The 19,471-nt window shown below is 72.3% G+C and carries 13 protein-coding genes, 1 tRNA gene and 2 pseudogenes; 11 read left to right on the forward strand and 5 right to left on the reverse strand.

Annotation, left to right across the window (positions count from 1 at the left end; all coding sequences use genetic code 11):
- Nucleotides 1-46: 46 nt before the first annotated feature.
- The 3 genes and pseudogenes from BGK67_RS24955 to BGK67_RS24960 form a co-directional block, all read right to left on the reverse strand.
- Nucleotides 47-928: pseudogene (locus BGK67_RS24955) on the reverse strand (TROVE domain-containing protein); the annotation flags it as partial.
- A 112-nt stretch (nucleotides 929-1,040) separates the two neighbouring features.
- Nucleotides 1,041-1,138, reverse strand: a tRNA-Asp gene (locus tag BGK67_RS39025).
- Nucleotides 1,139-1,162: 24 nt separating this feature from the next.
- Nucleotides 1,163-1,711: an NADAR family protein gene (locus BGK67_RS24960; protein WP_069922169.1), complete on the reverse strand. Its 549-nt coding sequence runs from the start codon at nucleotides 1,709-1,711 to the stop codon at nucleotides 1,163-1,165.
- A 194-nt stretch (nucleotides 1,712-1,905) separates the two neighbouring features.
- On the opposite strand from BGK67_RS24960, the gene BGK67_RS24965 reads away from it, so the two are divergent.
- The 8 genes and pseudogenes from BGK67_RS24965 (at nucleotide 1,906) to BGK67_RS25000 (ending at nucleotide 11,292) form a co-directional block, all read left to right on the forward strand.
- A complete protein-coding gene (locus BGK67_RS24965; protein ID WP_069922170.1) occupies nucleotides 1,906-3,420 on the forward strand; it encodes a gamma-aminobutyraldehyde dehydrogenase in 1,515 nt (504 codons plus the stop codon).
- A 47-nt stretch (nucleotides 3,421-3,467) separates the two neighbouring features.
- Nucleotides 3,468-4,718 (forward strand): polyamine ABC transporter substrate-binding protein, encoded by a 1,251-nt coding sequence (locus BGK67_RS24970; RefSeq protein ID WP_069922171.1) that lies wholly within the window; start codon nucleotides 3,468-3,470, stop codon nucleotides 4,716-4,718.
- 127 nt (nucleotides 4,719-4,845) lie between these two features.
- A complete protein-coding gene (locus tag BGK67_RS24975; protein ID WP_069922172.1) occupies nucleotides 4,846-5,994 on the forward strand; it encodes an ABC transporter ATP-binding protein in 1,149 nt (382 codons plus the stop codon).
- Entirely contained in the window at nucleotides 5,991-6,929 is a 939-nt protein-coding gene (locus tag BGK67_RS24980) for an ABC transporter permease (RefSeq protein WP_208948746.1), read from the forward strand. Before BGK67_RS24975 ends, BGK67_RS24980 begins: the two co-directional genes overlap by 4 nt.
- Nucleotides 6,929-7,723 carry an ABC transporter permease gene (locus BGK67_RS24985; RefSeq protein ID WP_069922173.1) on the forward strand — a complete coding sequence of 265 codons (795 nt, stop codon included), beginning with the start codon at nucleotides 6,929-6,931 and terminating at the stop codon, nucleotides 7,721-7,723. Before BGK67_RS24980 ends, BGK67_RS24985 begins: the two co-directional genes overlap by 1 nt.
- A 23-nt stretch (nucleotides 7,724-7,746) precedes the next feature.
- Complete coding sequence (locus BGK67_RS24990) at nucleotides 7,747-9,165, forward strand: NAD(P)/FAD-dependent oxidoreductase (RefSeq protein WP_069922174.1); 1,419 nt, start codon at nucleotides 7,747-7,749, stop codon at nucleotides 9,163-9,165.
- Between the two features lie 177 nt (nucleotides 9,166-9,342).
- Nucleotides 9,343-9,831, forward strand: coding sequence for a hypothetical protein (locus BGK67_RS24995; RefSeq protein WP_069922175.1), 489 nt, complete (start codon nucleotides 9,343-9,345; stop codon nucleotides 9,829-9,831).
- 124 nt (nucleotides 9,832-9,955) lie between these two features.
- Nucleotides 9,956-11,292: pseudogene (locus tag BGK67_RS25000) on the forward strand (chitinase).
- On the opposite strand, the gene BGK67_RS40970 reads toward BGK67_RS25000, so the two are convergent.
- Both BGK67_RS40970 and gabT read right to left on the reverse strand, forming a co-directional pair.
- The gene (locus tag BGK67_RS40970) at nucleotides 11,258-11,740 is read right to left on the reverse strand and encodes a phosphatase PAP2 family protein (protein WP_347878431.1); all 483 of its coding nucleotides are present in this window, start codon (nucleotides 11,738-11,740) and stop codon (nucleotides 11,258-11,260) included. The pseudogene BGK67_RS25000 and the gene BGK67_RS40970 sit on opposite strands and share 35 nt — an antisense overlap.
- Nucleotides 11,741-12,188: 448 nt before the next feature.
- A complete protein-coding gene (gabT, locus tag BGK67_RS25010; protein WP_069922176.1) occupies nucleotides 12,189-13,523 on the reverse strand; it encodes a 4-aminobutyrate--2-oxoglutarate transaminase in 1,335 nt (444 codons plus the stop codon).
- A 251-nt stretch (nucleotides 13,524-13,774) separates the two neighbouring features.
- Between gabT and BGK67_RS25015 the strand changes: the two genes are divergently transcribed.
- The 3 genes from BGK67_RS25015 to BGK67_RS25025 all read left to right on the forward strand — a co-directional run bounded on the left by BGK67_RS25015 (nucleotide 13,775) and on the right by BGK67_RS25025 (nucleotide 19,159).
- Nucleotides 13,775-15,871 carry an ATP-binding protein gene (locus BGK67_RS25015; RefSeq protein ID WP_069922177.1) on the forward strand — a complete coding sequence of 699 codons (2,097 nt, stop codon included), beginning with the start codon at nucleotides 13,775-13,777 and terminating at the stop codon, nucleotides 15,869-15,871.
- Between the two features lie 130 nt (nucleotides 15,872-16,001).
- Nucleotides 16,002-17,582 (forward strand): PucR family transcriptional regulator, encoded by a 1,581-nt coding sequence (locus tag BGK67_RS25020; RefSeq protein ID WP_069922178.1) that lies wholly within the window; start codon nucleotides 16,002-16,004, stop codon nucleotides 17,580-17,582.
- Nucleotides 17,583-17,713: 131 nt separating this feature from the next.
- On the forward strand, nucleotides 17,714-19,159 hold the full coding sequence (locus BGK67_RS25025) for an aldehyde dehydrogenase family protein (RefSeq protein WP_069922179.1): 1,446 nt from the start codon (nucleotides 17,714-17,716) through the stop codon (nucleotides 19,157-19,159).
- Nucleotides 19,160-19,471 lie beyond the last annotated feature (312 nt).

Consider the following 19,471-nt stretch of genomic DNA (forward strand, 5'->3'; position numbering starts at 1 on the left):
CCCCGGGCTCGGGCCCGGGGCGCACCTTGTCCGCATCGCCCTGCGGTGAGTGGCCGAGCGCCCGCTCGAGCGGATACGCCCAGCGCAGCGAGGGCGCGTGCTGGTAGGCGGCCAGGTAGCGGAAGGGGAACTGCCGCGACCGGGCGACGGCCTGCGGGTCGGAGATCCTCGCCGCGACCTTCGCGGCCACCTCGTCCGACACCCCCGCCTGGTCGAAGTTGCGCAGGTTGCGCAGCAGGGCCATCGTGCCCATGGACGGGATGACCGCCTCCCAGGCGGCCGCGTCCATGGGCCCCTGCAGCCAGCCGGCCAGTGCCTCCCAGGTCATGCCCGCCCGCGCGAGCCGCTCGGCGCCGTCGGGGGCGGTGACCACACCGCGCCGCTTGGAGTCGGTGTCGTACTTCAGCAGCGAACTGCCGGAGTAGAGCCGGCGCACGGCGTCGGCGACGCCGGGCTTCACGGGCTTGGGCACGTTGCGCCCGTACGTCGCCGTCCAGTGGGCCAGCAGTTCACCGGGCTCGTCCGCGCGCCGCAGTACGCAGTCCACGACCCGGCGGTTCGAAGGGCCGTCGGCGGCAGCCGCGTCGAGGCGCGCCTTCACGTACTCGGCGGCGCCGACGAGCGAGGCGGTGCGCATGTGCGCCTCTCCGCGGAGCCGGCCCAGCAGGCCGGCCGTCCACGCGGGGTCCTCGACCGCGAGACGCCGCACCAGGGCGGCGAAGCGGTCGTCGCGGGCCTCGCCGCTCTCGTACGCGGTGCGCTGGGTCACGAAGTTGGCGACCGCGAGCAGGAACAGTTCGGAGCGCGGGTCGCGCAGGTGGCCGGGGCCTCCCTGGTGGGTGCGGGCGCGGCCGGCCGAGCGCACGGGCGACGCGGGCGCGGCGGGCCGCGCCGCCTCGGCCGTGCGGAGCAGGTTGAAACGAGCCATGTGAATCCCCCCGAATCCAAAGGAAAGCGGGGGAGGCGTGACGTGGGGGATGCCCGAGATCAGGAGTCGGCGGCGGACTGAGTCAGGTGCTCTGTCCAGCAGAGCTACCGGCCGGAGCCGGGCGGGACTCGAACCCGCGGCCGCCCCATTGACAGTGGAAGTACGTCTCGCCTGCGCACCTGGACGAGGATCACGTTAGGCGGCGGCCCCCGGGCCGCGCCACGCAATGGACGATCAGCCCTGCCGCAGCCGCTCGCGGGCTTCCATCAGGGCGAAGCCCAGCAGGTTCAGGCCCTGCCAGCGGGCCGGGTCGAGGGCGCGTTCGTCGTCGGCCGCCAGGCCGATGCCCCAGACGCGGTCCAGGGGGCTCGCCTCCACCAGGACCCGGTCCCCGGTGGACAGCAGGTAGGAGCGCAGCGCGGGGTCGGAGCCGAACTTGTGGACGCTGCCCTCCACGACCAGGGCGAACCGCTCCCGCTCCCACACGGCGTCGTCGAAGCCGCGCACGAGCCGTCCGGCCTTCTTCGCCTCGGCCGGCGTCGGGGCGGCGAGGGCCGCGCGCTCGGCCTCGGCGTCCTCGAAGAGCCGGGCCTTTCCGGCCATCATCCAGTGCTCGGCGGTCGCGTACCGGACATCACCCACAGTGAACTCGGCCGGCCACCACTGGCTCAGGCAGCTCGGGCCCAGGCTTCCGTCCGGCCTCGGCCGGTGTCCCCAGAAGGGCAGGAACTTCACTCGCTCACCACGGCTGACCTGCTTGATCAGGTTGTCGATCATCTCCATGCACGCGAGTCTGGCAGTCGCCACGGACAACTCGTACGGGATTTCGGGCGTGCCTCGACACTTGGTCGACCGAATCCGTCGCGTAATCAAAAGGCAACAACGGAATCACTTGGACAGGGGAGTCTCCTCTGTCAGGATCGGCACTCAATTCGAGCTGTAGCTCGAACTGTAGCTACGGAGAGCGTGAGAGCGTGATGGGCAACCGCTTCCAGGTCAAGGACCGCTTCGCGGACGGCGCGCAGTACATCGACGGACAGCTCAGGTCCGGCACCTCGGGCCGGTCACACACCGTGGTCGACCCGGCCACCGGGGACGAGGTCCTCACCTACGAACTCGCGAGCACGGCGGACGTGGACGAGGCCGTCGCCGCCGCCGGGAGGGCCTTCCCGGGCTGGGCGGCCGCCACCCCCGGGGAGCGGTCGGACGCCCTGCACCGGCTGGCCGCCGTACTGGCCGAGCAGGCCGAGGACTTCGCGTACGCCGAGTCCCTCCAGTGCGGCAAGCCGATCAAGCTGTCCACGGAGTTCGACGTCCCGGGGACCATCGACAACACCGCCTTCTTCGCGGGGGCCGCGCGCCACCTCCAGGGCCAGGCGGCCGCCGAGTACTCGGGCGACCACACCTCCTACGTACGCCGCGAGGCCATCGGCGTGGTCGGCTCCATCGCCCCCTGGAACTATCCGCTCCAGATGGCCGCGTGGAAGATCCTCCCGGCCGTCGCCGCCGGCAACACGATCGTCCTCAAGCCCGCCGAGCTCACCCCGCTGACCTCCCTGATGTTCGCGCAGGCCGCCAAGGAGGCGGGGCTGCCCGACGGCGTGATCAACATCGTCACCGGCGCGGGACGCGAGGCCGGCGAGCACCTGGTCGGCCACCCCGACGTGGTCATGACCTCCTTCACCGGCTCCACCGGGGTCGGCAAGCGGGTCGCCGAGATCGCCACCGCCACCGTCAAGCGGCTCCACCTGGAGCTCGGCGGCAAAGCGCCCTTCCTCGTCTTCGACGACGCCGACCTGGAGGCCGCCGCGCACGGCGCCGTCGCCGCCTCCCTCATCAACACCGGCCAGGACTGCACGGCCGCCACCCGCGCCTACGTCCAGCGCCCCCTCCACGACGCCTTCGTCGCCCGCGTCGCGGAGCTGATGGACACCGTCCGCCTGGGCGACCCCTTCGCGTCGGGCACCGACCTCGGCCCGCTGGTCTCCCACGCCCAGCGCGACCGGGTCGCCGGCTTCGTCGAGCGGGCCCGCGGCTACGCCACCGTCGTCACCGGCGGCGAGATCCCGGGGGGCGAGCTCGCCGCGGGCGCGTACTACCGGCCCACCCTCATCGCCGGGGCCGCCCAGGACAGCGAGGTGGTCCAGTCCGAGATCTTCGGCCCGGTCCTCGTCGTCCTGCCCTTCGACACCGACGACGAGGGCATCGCGCTGGCCAACGACACCCCGTACGGACTGGCCGCCTCCGCCTGGAGCCGCGACGTCTACCGCGCGAACCGTGCCACCCGCGAGATCAAGGCGGGCTGCGTGTGGGTCAACGACCACATCCCGATCATCAGCGAGATGCCCCACGGCGGCTACAAGGCCAGCGGCTTCGGAAAGGACATGTCGGCCTACTCCTTCGAGGAGTACACGCAGGTCAAGCACGTGATGTACGACAACACCGCGGTGGCCCAGAAGGACTGGCACCGCACGATCTTCGGGGACCGATAAGAAATCACCGCCCGACCAGCGGTACACCTCCCGAAAGGGCACAGCGCATGGAGCAGTTCGAGCCCGACCGCCTCTCGGCGGCGCAACTCGCCGCGATGCGGCGCAGCCTCACCAGCGGGCGCGGCGCCCTCACCCGCCGCTCGCTGCTGCGCGCCTCCGGAGTCGGAGCGCTCACCCTCGGCGGCCTGTCCGCCCTCGCCGGGTGCGGCATCCCGCCCGCCAAGCGCGAGGGCGACACAGCGGTGGCCTCCGACGACCACTCGGCACAGGAGAAGGAGATCAACTTCTCCAACTGGACCGAGTACATGGACACCGGTGACGACGAGAAGACCCGGCCCACCCTGGAGGAGTTCACCAAGCGGACCGGGATCGAGGTCAAGTACACCGAGGACATCAACGACAACGTCGAGTTCTTCGGCAAGATCCGCCCGCAGCTCGCCGCCGGCCAGGACACCGGCCGCGACCTGATCGTCGTCACCGACTGGCTCGCCGCCCGCATCATCCGCCTCGGCTGGGCGCAGAGGCTGGACCCCTCCCACCTGCCGCACGCCTACGCCAATCTGATCCCGCAGTTCCGCACCCCCGACTGGGACCCGGGCCGCGCCTACAGCTACCCGTGGACCGGCATCGACACGGTCATCGCCTACAACACCAAGGCCACGGACGGGAAGAAGGTCGACTCCGTCACCCAGATGCTGGACGACCCCACCCTCAAGGGGCGGGTCGGCTTCCTCACCGAGATGCGCGACAGCGTGGGCATGACCCTGCTCGACCAGGGCAAGAACCCGGCCGACTTCACCACCGCCGACTTCGACGGGGCGATCGGCCGCCTGCAGAAGGGCGTGGACTCCCACCAGATCCGCCGGTTCACCGGCAACGACTACACCGCAGACCTGGACAAGGGCGACCTCGCCGCCTGTCTGGCCTGGGCGGGCGACGTCATCCAGCTCCAGGCGGGCAACCCGGACATCCAGTACGCCATCCCCGCCCCCGGCTACATCACCTCCAGCGACAACCTGCTGGTCCCCGCCAAGGCCCGGCACAAGGCCAACGCGGAGAAGCTCATCGACTACTACTACGAGCCCCCGGTCGCCGCCCAGCTGGCCGCGTTCATCAGCTACGTCTGCCCGGTCGAGGGCGTCAAGGACGAACTCGCCAAGATCGACCCCGCGCTGGCGGACAACCCGCTGATCGTCCCGGACAAGGCCATGGCCGCCAAGGCCCACGCCTTCCGCTCCCTGACCAGCGAGGAAGAGACGGCGTACGAGGAGAAGTTCGCCAAGCTCATCGGAGCCTGACGCCCCGCGGCGAGCCGCAGCGCACCGGGGCACCGCCCACCGGACGGCACCGCCGGCCGCACCCCGGCCGGCTCCGCCCGGCCCCGCCCCCCCTGACCCTTCCCCCACCCAACCCCGGGACCCACCCATGACTGAGAAGACCGCGGGCGGCGACGTCCGCCTCGCCGGGATCAGCAAGCACTACGGCACCTTCACCGCCGTGCACCCGCTGGACCTCACCATCCCCCAGGGCTCCTTCTTCGCCCTGCTCGGCGCCTCGGGCTGCGGGAAGACCACCACCCTGCGCATGATCGCCGGCCTGGAGGAGCCCTCCACCGGCACGGTCAGCCTCGGCGACCGTGAGGTCACGCACCTTCCGCCGTACAAGCGCCCGGTCAACACCGTCTTCCAGAGCTACGCCCTCTTCCCACACCTGAACATCTACGAGAACGTCGCCTTCGGCCTGCGCCGCCGCGGCATCAAGTCGGTCAAGAAGCAGGTCGAGGACATGCTGGAGCTGGTCCAGCTCGGCCAGTTCGCCCAGCGCAAGCCGCACCAGCTCTCCGGTGGCCAGCAGCAGCGCGTGGCCGTCGCCCGCGCCCTGATCAACCACCCCCAGGTGCTCCTGCTCGACGAGCCGCTCGGCGCCCTCGACCTCAAGCTGCGCCGCCAGATGCAGCTGGAGCTCAAGCGCATCCAGACCGAGGTCGGCATCACCTTCGTGCACGTCACGCACGACCAGGAGGAAGCCATGACCATGGCCGACACCGTCGCCGTGATGAACGGCGGGCGCGTCGAGCAACTGGGCGCCCCCGCCGAGCTGTACGAGAACCCGGGCACCACCTTCGTCGCCAACTTCCTCGGCACCTCCAACCTCATCGAGGCCTCGGTGGAGTCAGCCGGATCCGAGGTGGTCGTCTCCGCCGCCGGCACGAAGCTCCGGCTGCCCGCGGCCCGGTGCGCCACCACCCCCCGCGGCGGCGGCAAGCTGCTGGTCGGCGTGCGGCCGGAGAAGATCTCCCTGGTGCCCGCCGACGAGGAGCACACCATCGCGGCCGGCCGCAACAAGGTCCCCGGCCGGATCGCGGACTCCTCCTTCATCGGCGTCTCCACCCAGTACGTCATCGACAGCCCGGTCTGCCCCGAGCTGGAGGTGTACGCCCAGAACATCGAGCGGGACGGCCGCCTCGTCCCGGGCGCCGAGGTGATCCTGCACTGGAACCCGGAGCACAGCTTCGGACTCGACGCCGCCCAGGACATCGACGCGGGCATCGAGACGGTCGAGGAGTCCGCGTGACCGGGCCCGCCGTGGAGACAGCGCCGCCCCAGGCGCCCGCCCCCGCCGAACCCCCGGTGCACAAGGCGTCCCTGCGCAAGCGGCTCATCCCGTACTGGCTGCTGCTCCCGGGCATCCTGTGGCTGCTGGTCTTCTTCGTGCTGCCGATGGTCTACCAGGCCTCCACCTCGGTGCAGACCGGCTCCCTCGAAGAGGGCTTCGAGGTCACCTGGCACTTCCGTACCTACTGGGACGCCTTCACCGAGTACTACCCGCAGTTCCTGCGCTCCCTGCTCTACGCGGGCACCGCCACCGTGCTCTGCCTGCTGCTGGGATACCCGCTGGCCTACCTGATCGCCTTCAAGGCGGGCCGCTGGCGGGGTCTGCTGCTGGTGCTGGTCATCGCGCCGTTCTTCACCAGCTTCCTGATCCGCACCCTCGCCTGGAAGACGATCCTGGCCGACGGCGGCCCGGTGGTCGCCGTCCTCAATAACCTCGGCTTCCTCGACGTCACCAGCTGGCTCGGCCTCACCCAGGGCGACCGGGTCCTGGCCACGCCCCTCGCGGTCGTCTGCGGTCTGACGTACAACTTCCTCCCCTTCATGATCCTGCCGCTGTACTCCTCGCTGGAGCGCATCGACACCCGCCTCCACGAGGCGGCCGGGGACCTGTACGCCCGCCCCGCGACGGTCTTCCGGAAGGTCACCTTCCCGTTGTCCATGCCGGGCGTGGTCTCCGGAACCCTGCTCACCTTCATCCCGGCGAGCGGCGACTACGTGAACGCCGAGCTCCTCGGCTCCACGGACACCCGGATGATCGGCAACGTCATCCAGTCGCAGTACCTGCGGATCCTGGACTATCCGACGGCGGCCGCGCTGTCCTTCATCCTCATGGCCATTGTGCTGATCATGGTCACCATCTACATCCGCCGAGCGGGGACGGAGGACCTGGTCTGATGCGTTGGCTTCGCCGCAATCTCGTAGTGATCGCCGGTCTCGGCACGCTCGCCTACATGATCCTGCCGAACGTGGTCGTGACCGTGTTCTCCTTCAACAACCCCGCCGGGCGGTTCAACTACGCCTGGCAGGAGTTCTCGCTCGACGCGTGGAAGGACCCCTGCGGGGTCGCCGACCTGTGCGGCTCCCTCGCGCTCTCGCTCCAGATCGCCCTGTGGGCCACCATAGGCGCGACCGCCCTCGGCACCGCGATCGCCTTCGCGCTCGTCCGCTACCGCTTCCGGGCGCGCGGCGCGGTCAACTCGCTGATCTTCCTGCCCATGGCCATGCCCGAGATCGTGATGGCGGCCTCGCTGCTCGCGCTCTTCCTCAACATGGGCATCCAGCTGGGCTTCTGGACGATCCTGATCGCGCACGTCATGTTCTGCCTCAGCTTCGTCGTCGCCGCCGTCAAGGCGCGGGTGCTGTCCATGGACCCGAGGCTGGAGGAGGCCGCCCGCGACCTCTACGCGGGCCCGGTGCAGACCTTCGTACGGGTCACCCTGCCGATCGCCGCACCCGGCATCGCGGCGGGAGCGCTGCTCTCCTTCGCGCTCTCCTTCGACGACTTCATCATCACCAACTTCAACTCGGGCAACACCGTCACCTTCCCCATGTTCGTGTGGGGATCGGCCCAGCGCGGTACGCCCGTGCAGATCAACGTCATCGGCACGGCGATGTTCGTCATCGCCGTACTGGTGGTCCTCGCCGGCCAGATGGTCGGCAACCGCCGCAAGAAGGCACAACCGAAGTAGACCCCTGTAGGGAGTTGGAAGCCATGGCCCCAGTCGCCATGCGTAGTGTTGCGAAATCCCTTTCCGGAGCGAAGCCGGTCTCCTACTGGCTGGACGACCCCGGCAAGCCCGCCGCCCAGCCGGCGCTCACCACCGACGAGCGGTGCGACCTGCTGGTCGTCGGCGGCGGCTACAGCGGGCTGTGGACCGCGCTGCTCGCCAAGGAGCGCGACCCCGGCCGGGACGTGGTGCTGATCGAGAGCAAGGAGGCGGGCTGGGCCGCCTCCGGCCGCAACGGCGGCTTCTGCGCCGCCTCCCTCACCCACGGACTCGCCAACGGGCTGGCCCGCTGGCCCGGCGAGCTCGCCAAGCTGGAGGAGCTGGGCGCGCGCAACCTCGACGCCATCGAGGAGGCCGTCGCCCGCTACGGCATCGACTGCGACTTCGAGCGCACCGGCGAGATCGACGTCGCCACCGAGCCCCACCAGGTCGAGGAGCTGCGCGAACTCCACGAGGAGGCCCGGCGGCTCGGTCTCGCGGGCCGCACCGAATGGCTCGACGGCGAGGCACTGCGCGCCGAGGTCGACTCCCCGACCTTCCTCGCGGGCCTCTGGGACCGCGACGGCGTCGCCATGCTCAACCCGGCGAAGCTGGCGTGGGGCCTCAAGCAGGCCTGCCTCGACCTCGGGGTGCGGATCTACGAGAACACCCGCGGCCTGAAGATGGCCGCGGCGGGCCGGGGTATGACCGTCCAGACGCCGTACGGCACGATCCTGGCGCGCCGGGTGGCCCTGGGCACCAACATCTTCCCGTCGCTGGTGCGCCGCATCCGCCCGTTCACCGTGCCCGTCTACGACTACGCGCTGATGAGCGAGCCGCTGGACGAGGCCCAGCTCGCGGCCATCGGCTGGAAGAACCGGCAGGGGCTCGGCGACAGCGCCAACCAGTTCCACTACTTCCGGATCACCAAGGACCACCGGATCCTGTGGGGCGGCTACGACGCGATCTACCCCTACCGCGGGAAGCTCGACTCCGAGTACGACCACCGCCCCGAGACCTACCTGAAGCTCGCGGAGCACTTCTTCACCGCCTTCCCCCAGCTCGAAGGCCTCCGGTTCAGCCACGCCTGGGGCGGGGCGATCGACACCTGCTCGCGCTTCTCGGCCTTCTTCGGCACCGCGCACTCCGGCAAGGTGGCCTACGCGGCCGGCTACACCGGGCTCGGGGTGGGCGCCACCCGTTTCGGCGCGGACGTGATGCTGGACCTGCTCGACGGGGTGTCCACCGAGCGCACCCGGCTGGAGATGGTGAAGTCCAAGCCGATGCCGTTCCCGCCCGAGCCCTTCGCCTGGACCGGGATCACCCTCACCAAGTGGTCGCTCGCCCGCGCCGACCGCCACGGCGGGCACCGCAACCTCTGGCTGCGCACGCTCGACCGCCTGGGACTGGGCTTCGACAGCTGACCCGCCGCGTGAGCGCCCCACGTCCCGCACGTCCCGCACGCCCCGGCGCACCGCGCCGGAGCGCCGTGTGACCCGATTCACCACCATGGAGTAACGGAACCCGCGTCATAGCCGTGCCCGGCCGCGCTCTCTCCCGGTGAGAACCCTTCACCGCACGAGACGAACGGAGGCCGGGCGATGACGACCCCGGTGGACAAGGCCGCAGTGGAATGGCTCGTATCGGTGGCGCCGGATCCCGACGCCAGCCGCTGGGAGTGGGAGCGCAACCCCCTCGGGGTGGTCCTCCTGCCCGCCGGCAAGCGCTGGGACGTGCTGATCCTGCCCGGGGAGCTGGGGCAGGCCACCCTCGACGTACTGCTCCTGATCCTGGACAGGCCCGGCCCGGTGCTCGCCGATTTCGGCGCCACGCGGCAGAGCCGCACGGTGTTCGGCCGGCTGGGCTTCTTCGTGCCTCCGGGCACGGCGTCCCGCTGGATCGGCACGGGCGTACGGGGAGCGGGCCGCGGCACCTGGATCGTGGTCCCCTACCCCGGCCGGGCGACCGGCGGAGTGCGCTGGCTAGTGCTCCCCGACGGGGAGGGGACCCTCACCGATCCGGCCGTGCTGGAGCTCGCCATGCACGAGGCGGCCGCGCGCGTGGTGGCGGAGGAGGACCGGAGGCCTTGACAAGTCTATTGGTCTGGACCATGTTGGGCGCCGCCCCCGGGTACCTCCCCCAGGCTCCGTCCGGGGGGACCCCCAGGGAGGCGCCCGCAGACCCCCTCCATCCCCCCATGTCCCGGAGGCAGTTGTGCGCAGAGCCTGGTCCCTCCTTACCGCCGCCGCCCTGGCGGCGGCCGGCTTCCTCGCCGCGGGCCCGCCGGCCGCGGCGGCCGACGCCGACCTCGTCCGCAACGGCGGCTTCGAAGCCGGCCTCGACGGCTGGAGCTGCTCGGCGGGCAGCGCGGCGGCCGTCACCGCCCCCGCCCACAGCGGCGGCCACGCCCTCAAGGCCACCCCGGCCGGACAGGACAACGCCCGCTGCGCCCAGACCGTCACCGTCAAGCCCGACTCGTCCTACACGCTGACCGCCTGGGTGCAGGGCGCGTACGTGTACCTCGGCGCGACCGGGACCGGTACCACCGACGTGTCCGCCTGGACCCAGCCGGCTTCGCCAACGGCTCCGGCTACGTGCGGATGGCCGACGTGCCCGCCTCCTGGGACGTCGTCAACCTCGCCTTCGGCGAACCGACTTCCGTGACCTCGGGCGACATCCGCTTCCAGCTCTGCCCGGCCGCCGAGTGCCCGAACGTCGAGACCCCCGCGGAGTTCAAGGCGGCCATCAAGGCCAAGCAGGCCGCGGGCAAGAAGGTGCTGATCTCGATCGGCGGCCAGAACGGCCAGGTGCAGCTGGCGACCACGGCCGCCCGCGACACCTTCGTCTCCTCCGTCAGCAAGATCATCGACGAGTACGGGCTCGACGGCCTCGACATCGACTTCGAGGGGCACTCCCTCTCACTGGCCGCCGGGGACACCGACTTCCGGGCCCCCACCAGCGCGGGAATCGTCAACCTGATCTCCGCCGTGAAGACCCTGAAGGCCAAGTACGGCCCGGACTTCGTCCTGACCATGGCCCCCGAGACCTTCTTCGTCCAGCTCGGCTACCAGTTCTACGGCTCCGGACCCTGGGGCGGCCAGGACCCGCGCGCCGGCGCCTACCTGCCGGTCATCCACGCCCTGCGCGACGACCTCACCCTGCTCCACGTCCAGGACTACAACTCGGGCCCGATCATGGGCCTGGACAACCAGTACCACTCCATGGGCGGCGCGGACTTCCACATCGCCATGACCGACATGCTGCTCACCGGCTTCCCGGTCGCCGGGAACACCGCCCGCGTCTTCCCGCCGCTGCGCCCCGAGCAGGTGGCCATCGGCCTGCCGGCCACGACGAACGCGGGCAACGGCCACACCCCGCCCGCCGAGGTGAACAAGGCCCTGGACTGCCTGACGAAGAAGACCTCCTGCGGCGGCTACCAGACCCACGGCACCTGGCCCGCCCTGCGCGGCTTGATGACCTGGTCCATCAACTGGGACCGCTTCGGAGGATGGGAGTTCAGCCGGAACTTCGACGCGTACTTCGGGGGCTGAGCCGCACCGCCCACCGGACCCCGAGCAGCAGGGGCGTGCACATCAGCAGGCTGGACAGCACGTCCAGCGGCCAGTGCCAGCCCCGCAGGACCAGCCCGACGGCCGTCGCCGCCGTGAGGACGAGGGCGGCGGCCGTCGGCCATGCCCGGCGGGTGTACGGGCGCACGAGCAGGGCCGCGCCGACGTACGCGACGGCCGCGGTCGCCGTGTGGCCCGAGGGGAAGTAGCCGGCGGCCCAGGGCTCCAGGGGGCCCGGGCGGGCGGTCCACTGCTTGAACGGGATGACCAGGGCCGGCACCAGGGCCATCGCCAGCGCCGCCGCCCCGGCCGCCCGGCGCCGGCCGCGCCAGGCGGCGTAAGCCACGGCCAGGACGAGGACGGGCACGGCCACCGGTACGTTGCCGAGGTCCGAGAGGCGCTCGGTGACGGAGTCCGGGACCGAGCGCACCAGGGCGCGGCTCAGCGCGTGGTCGGGCCTCAGCAGGGGTCCGCGGACCAGTACCTGCCAGGTGGCCAGGGAGAAGAGGAGGCCGCAGACCGCGGCGGCGAGGAGGGGAATGGCCGGCCGTCCCGGAACAGGGGGGATGGTTCCGGGACGGCCGCCCGGATCGGGTCGCCGCTCGCCCCGGGGGGTTTGGGGCGGTCGGCTGTCCGATCGGTGAGGAGTGTGCGCGAACGCATGCCCAGTACGGCGCTGGGGAAGCCCGGTACCGGAATCGCCCTCGGTTGCCCGGGAGCGGGGTGTCTCACTCATCTGCAGAAACCGTACGGCAGCGAATGGGGGGCCGACAGCGGGATCGCGCACCCGCCATCGGCCCCCCACACGTTCTTCACAGCGTCCGACCGTTACCGGAGGTAGAAATCGGACGCCGTGCCCGTCTGTTCTAGCCGTTCGCTCAGATGCCCGCGAACGCGGCCTCGAGGATGTCCAGGCCCTCGTTCAGCAGGTCCTCGCCGATGACGATCGGCGGCAGGAAGCGGAGCACGTTGCCGTAGGTGCCGCAGGTGAGGACGAGCAGGCCCTCGGCGTGGCAGGCCTTGGCGAGCGCGCCGGCCGCCTCCGGGAACGGGGTCTTGGACGCGGGGTCCTTGACCAGCTCGATCGCGATCATGGCGCCGCGGCCGCGGATGTCGCCGATGATCTCGTACTTCTCCTGCATGGCCGTCAGGCGGGCCTTCATGAGGGACTCGATCTTCTTCGCCGCGGCGTTGAGGTCGAGCTCCTTCATGGTCTCGATCGAGCCGAGCGCACCGGCGCAGGCCACCGGGTTGCCGCCGTAGGTGCCGCCCAGGCCACCCGCGTGCGCGGAGTCCATGATCTCGGCGCGGCCGGTCACGGCGGCGAGCGGCAGACCGCCCGCGATGCCCTTGGCGGTGGTGATCAGGTCCGGGACGATGCCCTCGTCCTCGCACGCGAACCACTGGCCGGTGCGGCAGAAGCCGGACTGGATCTCGTCGGCGACGAAGACGATGCCGTTGTCGTTGGCGAACTTCACGATCGCCGGGAGGAAGCCCTTGGCCGGCTCGATGAAGCCGCCCTCGCCGAGCACCGGCTCGATGATGATCGCGGCGACGTTGTCGGCGCCGATCTGCTTGGTGATCTGGTCGATCGCCTGGGCGGCGGCCTCGGGGCCGCAGTTCTCGGCGCCGGTGGGCCAGCGGTAGCCGTAGGCGACCGGGACGCGGTAGACCTCGGGGGCGAACGGACCGAAGCCCTGCTTGTACGGCATGTTCTTCGAGGTCAGCGCCATCGTCAGGTTCGTACGGCCGTGGTAGCCGTGGTCGAAGACGACGACCGCCTGGCGCTTGGTGTACGAACGGGCGATCTTGACCGCGTTCTCGACGGCCTCGGCGCCGGAGTTGAACAGCGCCGACTTCTTGGCGTGGTCACCGGGGGTCAGCTCGGCGAGGGCCTCGCAGACCTCCACGTAGCCCTCGTAGGGGGTGACCATGAAACAGGTGTGGGTGAAGTCCGCGAGCTGCGCGGAGGCGCGGCGCACCACGGCCTCGGCGGAGGCGCCGACCGAGGTCACGGCGATGCCGGAGCCGAAGTCGATCAGGCGGTTGCCGTCGACGTCCTCGATGATGCCGCCACCCGCGCGGGCCGTGAAGACGGGGAGCACGGAGCCCACGCCGCCGGCCACCGTCTCGAGGCGGCGGGCCTGCAGCTCCTGCGACTTGGGGCCGGGGATCGCGGTGACGATGCGGCGCTCCTGCGGGACAGCGGTCATGGAGGGCTCCTGGGGGGTGTTTTCGGACGCACTTGTGTCTTTGTCCGCAGGCTAGGCCCGGCGGCGGGGGTACTGCATGCTCCGTTCGGGAGTGGTGCCCGCGTGTCCTTGTCCGTGGCGGCCATAGGAAGGAGCCGGAGGGATCTTGTCGGACGGCACGCCGAAACCCTGTGCGGGTACGGGCCCACGGCCGCCGCCGGGCAACTACATTGAGCGGCGCAGCGCAGGAACGGGCAGGGGGCAGGGGTTTCATGGACACCGACGGCACGCACGAGACGCGCCCGCCCGGTACCGGGCAGATCCCCCGGCCGGCCGGCCCGCCGCCGGGCCTTCCGCCCAAGCCCGCCCACGCGCCCGCGGCCGGGCCCTCGCTCGGGGAGTGGCTGCGTGTCCCGCGCGCCTCGGACGGGCCCGGCGTCTGGTCGTACGGGCACGTGCCGCGGGCCGCCGAGGAGCCCGAGGAGACCCCGACCCGCCAACTGGTCAGCGGAGCCCTGATCGCCCTGCTGGCCGGGCTGCTCCTGTGGTCCCTGCTGTGGAACGGCTACCTCGGCGGCTTCTGGCTCTGGCCGCTCTACATGTTCACGCCCGACTCCTGGGCCGGGACGCTCCCCTCCGTCGTGGCCGCGTACATCTGGTACGCCGTGGTCGCAGGCGCCCTGGCCGTCGGCTTCGGCCGGCTCGGCCGCTGGCCCGAACTGGCCCGCCGGATCCTCACCCGCCCCCTGCGCGCCGCGCACGCCTCCGCTCCGGTCCGCCCCGAGGCGGGCGGCCCGCAGGACCCCGCCCGCTGGCCGCAGCTGCGCGCGGCAGGACTGGGCGAGGCCGCCGACCGGCTCGAGGGGGAGGCCGGGGCCGGGCGGATGAACGACGTGGACTACACCCGGATCCGGCGGGCCTGGGACTCCGTGCGGGTCGACCCGTCCCGGCTGCGGGCCTTCGCCGAGGCCGTGCGGGACAAGGGCGCGGGCGCCTGCGTACACCCCTCCGGGGCCCGGGACCTGCCGGTGCGCGCCGCCCGCCACGACCTGCTGGCCCGGCAGGTGCGGCTCGGCACCGTCGAGGACGGCCCGCGCAACCCCTACGCCCGGCGCGGCACCTCGCTCGCCCTGGACCCCGCCGTCCTGGGCACCTCGCTGCTCGCCGTGGGGCCCTCGGGATCCGGCAAGACCCGGCGCCTGGTCCGGCCGGTCGTGGAGTCCCTCGCGCTCCAGGCGCTCGCCGGGCAGGCCGCCGTCGTCGCCGTCGGCGCGGCCGGGACCCCGCTCGGTCCGGACGCCGCCTACGACGTCGTGGTCCGGGTCGGCGACCCCGAGTCCGTCTACGACCTGGACCTCTACGGCGGCGCCACCGACCCCGACGAGGCCGCCACCCTCCTCGCCGAGGCCTTCGTCGGCGATGTCCCCGGCATCGAGGTGCGCCGGGCCGCGACCGCGCTCGCGCAGCTCCTCGGCCCGTTCAAGGCCGCCTACGGCCGCTTCCCCGCCGTGCCCGAGCTGCGCGAACTGCTCGACCCGCTGCCCGACGCCTTCGGCGCGCTGCGCGGGGAGCTGGCCGGCGCCGGAGCGCACGCGATGCTCCGCGAGCTCGACGCCCGGGAACGGCAGCTCCGGATCCCCGGCGACCCCGGGCCGGCCCTCGCCGACCGGGTGGCGCTGCTCGACCGGCCCGCCTTCGCCGCCTTCTTCGACACCACCGGCCAGAACCGGCCGTTCTCCCTGCGCACCCTCGAGCACCCCATCCGCGTCCGCGTCGACCTGCCCGAGCGCGCCCACGCCGACGCCTCCCGGATGCTGGCCCGGCTGCTCCTCACCCAGTTCAACGCCGCCGCGGCCGCCCGCACCGACCGCTCCCTCTTCGCCTTCCTCGCCTTCGACGACGCCTCGCACACCCTGACCCCGCAGACCGTCCGGGGCGTGCAGCGGCTGCGCTCGGCGAACGCGGGAGTCCTGCTCACGCTGCGCACGCTGGACGACGTATCGGAGGAGCTGCGGACCCCGCTGCTCGGCTCGGTCGGCTGCCGCATGGCCTTCTCCGGGGTCACCACCTGGGACGGCAAGCGCTTCGCCGAGGCCTGGGGCACCGAGTGGGTGGAGGCGCGCGACGTGACCCACCGCACGGTCTTCGCCGACCAGCCGCTGACCCGTCTGATCCACGCCTTCCGCAAGCTCGTCACGGGAAAGGCCGTCACCACCGACGCGGTCACCGTGCGCCAGGTGGAGCGCGAGCGCTGGTCCGCCTCGGATCTGGCGCACGCCGTGCCGCCGGGGCACGCGGTGCTGTCGCTGACCTCCGTCGAAGGGGAACGGGCGGCTCCGCTGCTGGTCCGGCTCGGCGGAACGGACTGAACCGAACCGTACGAGGTGGCAGAATCGAGGGGAGCCGTTCATACGACACGGCGAAATCGGGTGCGGCCCCTCTGATGCGCTTGCGCCGGACCCCTTCCGCCGTCCCCTCCCGCTAAGGCCCCGGTAACCGATGCCGCTCACCCTCGCCTCGCTCGTCCAGCACTCGGCCCTCAAGCTCAGCGTCCGGGCGGGGGAGGGCCGCCTCGACACCCCCGTGCGCTGGGCCCACGTCAGCGAGCTCGCCGATCCCGTGCCCTACATGGAGGGCGGAGAGCTGCTCCTGATCACCGCGATGAAGCTGGACGCGGAGGACCCGCGGGAGATGGGCCCCTACGTACGGCGCCTGGCCGCGGCCGGGGTCGTCGGCATCGGCTTCGCCGTCGGCGTCAACTACGAGGCGATCCCCGAAGCCCTGGTCGAGGCCGCCCGCCAGGAGGACATGCCGCTGCTGGAGGTACCGCGGCGGACCCCCTTCCTCGCCATCAGCAAGGCCGTCTCCGCCGCGCTCGCGGCCGACCAGTACCGGGCCGTCACCGCCGGATTCGAGGCGCAGCGCGAGCTGACCCGGGCCGCGCTCTCCGCCGACGGGCCCGCCGACCTGCTGGCGAAGCTGGCCGCGCACGTGCACGGCTGGGCCGCGCTGTACGACGCCTCGGGCTCGGTCGTCGCGGCCGCCCCCGACTGGGCCGCCCGGCGCGCCGCCCGGCTCACCCCGGACGTGGAGCGGCTGCGGGAGCGGCCCGCGCCCGCGAGCGCCGTCGTCGGGGGCTCGGAGGACCGGGTCGAACTGCAGTCGCTGGGCACGGGCCGGCGGGCGCGCGGCGCCCTGGCCGTCGGCACCGGGGCCCCGCTGGGCACGGCCGAGCGCTACGCCGTGCACTCCGCGGTCGCGCTGCTCACCCTCACCACCGAGCGCTCCCGCTCGCTGCACGACGCCGAGTCCCGGCTGGGCGCGGCGGTGCTGCGGATGCTGCTGGCCGGGGAGGCGGAGCACGCGCGGACCGTCGCCGGGGACCTGTATGGGGCCCTGCTGGAGGCGCCGTTCCGGCTGATCACGGCCGAGCCGGCGCTGCCCGGGACGGCCCAGCCGGAGGGGCTGGCCCTGCTGGCCGACACGGTGGAGTCGGCCGCGTCCCGCACCGGCGAGCCGCTGCTGGTGGTCCCGGAGCCGGGCCGGCTCGTGGTCCTGGCCGCCGACGGGGGAGCGGCCGTACAGGCGTGCATGGACCACGCGGAGGCGCTGGAGGCGCGGCGCGGCCGGGACGCCGCCGGTCCCGAGCCCGACGAGCTGGTGGTCGGCCTGTCCGCGCCGGCCGGCCCCGGCACCGTCGCGGCGGCCCTGAAACAGGCCGACCAGGCACTGGCCGTGGCCCGGCGGCGGGGCAGGCCGATGGTGGAGCACGAGGAGATGGCGGCGGGCTCGGTCCTGCCCCTGCTGGCCGACGACGCCGTACGGGCCTTCGCGGACGGCACCCTGCGCGCGCTGCGGGAGCACGACGCGACCGGGCGCGGCGACCTGGTGGCCTCGCTGCAGGCCTGGCTCTCCCGCCACGGCCAGTGGGACGCCGCCGCGGCCGACCTCGGCGTGCACCGGCACACCCTGCGCTACCGGATGAAACGGGTCGAGGAGATCCTCGGCCGCTCCCTCGACGATCCGGACGTCCGGATGGAGCTGTGGCTCGCCCTCAAGGCGTCCCCGCATCCCCTCTGAGCGGACCGACAGTGACAAACCGGCGAAGCCGGGACGCCCGCCGCTCCACCCCGGCTAAACGACTGGGGGCCCGCCGAGTCCTACGGTGGAGGGGACAGCCCCCACCGCACACTCGAAGGGCCGGGATTCGCATGACTTCCACCCACGCCTTCTGGCTCGCCGGCCGCCTGGCCACCGGCGAGGACAGCTTCGACGTCCACTCCCCGTGGGACGGACGCCTGGTCGGCACGGTCAGCGTGCCCACCGACGCCCAGGTCGAAGAGGCCGTGGCCGCGGCGTACGCCGTGACGGCGGAGTTCTCCGCGACCCCCGCCCACGTGCGCGCCGCCGCCCTGGACCACGTGTCCAAGCGGCTCGCCGAGCGCACCGAGGAGATCGCCCAGCTGATCTCCGCCGAGAACGGCAAGCCGATCAAGTGGGCGCGCGGTGAGGTCGGCCGTGCGGTGTCCGTCTTCCGCTTCGCCGCCGAAGAGGCCCGCCGCTTCAACGGCGGAGAGGCCCAGCGCCTGGACACCGACGCCGGCGGCGTCGGCCGTCTCGCCCTGACCCGCCGCTTCGTCAAGGGCCCGGTCCTCGGCATCGCGCCCTTCAACTTCCCGCTGAACCTGTGCGCCCACAAGGTGGCCCCGGCCATCGCCGTCGGCGCGCCGATCATCCTCAAGCCCGCGCCGGCCACGCCGCTGTCCGGGCTGATCCTCGGCGAGCTGCTCGCCGAGACCGACCTCCCGGCCGGCTCCTGGTCGGTCCTGCCGGTCGCGAACGAGAAGATGCCCGCGCTGGTCAAGGACGAGCGCCTCCCCGTCATCTCCTTCACCGGCTCCGACACCGTCGGCTACGCCATCCAGCAGTCGGTGCCCCACAAGCACTGCACGCTGGAGCTCGGCGGCAACGCCGCGGCCGTGGTCCTCGCCGACTGGTCCTCCGAGGCCGACCTCGAATGGGCCGCGACCCGCATCGCGACCTTCTCGAACTACCAGGCCGGCCAGTCCTGCATCTCCGTGCAGCGCGTGATCGCCGACGCCTCCGTCTACGACCGCCTCGTCGAGAAGGTCGTCGCGAAGGTACAGGCCCAGGTCACCGGCGACCCGTCCGACTCGGCCACCGACGTCGGCCCCCTCGTCTCCGAGGACGCCGCCAAGCGCGTCGAGACCTGGGTCGACGAGGCCGTGTCCGCCGGAGCCAAGCTGCTCACCGGCGGCAAGCGCGAGGGCGCCTCGTACGAGCCCACCGTGCTCGCGGAGGTCCCGGCGGGCGTCAAGCTCGCCACCGAGGAGGTCTTCGGCCCGGTCCTGACCCTGACCCGGGTGGAGAACACCGACGAGGCCTTCGCCGCGGTGAACGACTCCAAGTTCGGTCTGCAGACCGGCGTCTTCACCCGCGACATCCAGGTCGCCTTCCGCGCCCACCGCGAGCTCGAGGTCGGCGGTGTGGTCGTCGGCGACGCGCCGTCCTACCGCGCCGACCAGATGCCCTACGGCGGCGTCAAGCAGTCGGGTGTCGGCCGCGAGGGCGTCCGCTATGCGATGGACGACTACACGTACGAGCGAGTCCTGGTCCTGACTGGCCTCGACATCTGATCTCGTACGGCCCAAAAGCCGACGGCCGGAGCCTACTGTGCGGGGGCTCCGGCCGTCCCCCTTTTCACGGACCGCCGGCTGCCTTCGGGACCGCCGCGCAGGGGGCGTACGCATGGCCGCGGCAGCATGCGGCCGCGACCGCCCGGGGCGTCCCTGCGTTCTCGAGACCGGACCACGGCGGACAACGCCGCCTGGTGGCACGCGCGCACCGGCCGCAGGATCCTGCTCTCGGCCCAGGACGCCCACGTCTCCTACCGGACGTCCGATCCGCGCTGCCCCCCCCCCCCCGTGCACGGCGCGTTCCTGCACGAC

The sequence above is a fragment of the Streptomyces subrutilus genome, assembly GCF_001746425.1.
GTDB classification, from domain to species: Bacteria; Actinomycetota; Actinomycetes; order Streptomycetales; family Streptomycetaceae; genus Streptomyces; species Streptomyces subrutilus_A.

What these genes read in the sequence shown, in the direction of transcription:
- BGK67_RS25020 (WP_069922178.1), top strand. Translation starts at nt 16,002, where the DNA reads ATGCCGCTCACCCTCGCCTCGCTCGTCCAGCACTCGGCCCTCAAGCTC.
- BGK67_RS24965 (WP_069922170.1), top strand. Translation starts at nt 1,906, where the DNA reads ATGGGCAACCGCTTCCAGGTCAAGGACCGCTTCGCGGACGGCGCGCAG.
- BGK67_RS24990 (WP_069922174.1), top strand. Translation starts at nt 7,747, where the DNA reads ATGGCCCCAGTCGCCATGCGTAGTGTTGCGAAATCCCTTTCCGGAGCG.
- gabT (WP_069922176.1), bottom strand. Translation starts at nt 13,523, where the DNA reads ATGACCGCTGTCCCGCAGGAGCGCCGCATCGTCACCGCGATCCCCGGC.
- BGK67_RS24985 (WP_069922173.1), top strand. Translation starts at nt 6,929, where the DNA reads ATGCGTTGGCTTCGCCGCAATCTCGTAGTGATCGCCGGTCTCGGCACG.
- BGK67_RS25025 (WP_069922179.1), top strand. Translation starts at nt 17,714, where the DNA reads ATGACTTCCACCCACGCCTTCTGGCTCGCCGGCCGCCTGGCCACCGGC.
- BGK67_RS24975 (WP_069922172.1), top strand. Translation starts at nt 4,846, where the DNA reads ATGACTGAGAAGACCGCGGGCGGCGACGTCCGCCTCGCCGGGATCAGC.
- BGK67_RS24960 (WP_069922169.1), bottom strand. Translation starts at nt 1,711, where the DNA reads ATGGAGATGATCGACAACCTGATCAAGCAGGTCAGCCGTGGTGAGCGA.
- BGK67_RS24970 (WP_069922171.1), top strand. Translation starts at nt 3,468, where the DNA reads ATGGAGCAGTTCGAGCCCGACCGCCTCTCGGCGGCGCAACTCGCCGCG.
- BGK67_RS24995 (WP_069922175.1), top strand. Translation starts at nt 9,343, where the DNA reads ATGACGACCCCGGTGGACAAGGCCGCAGTGGAATGGCTCGTATCGGTG.
- BGK67_RS25015 (WP_069922177.1), top strand. Translation starts at nt 13,775, where the DNA reads ATGGACACCGACGGCACGCACGAGACGCGCCCGCCCGGTACCGGGCAG.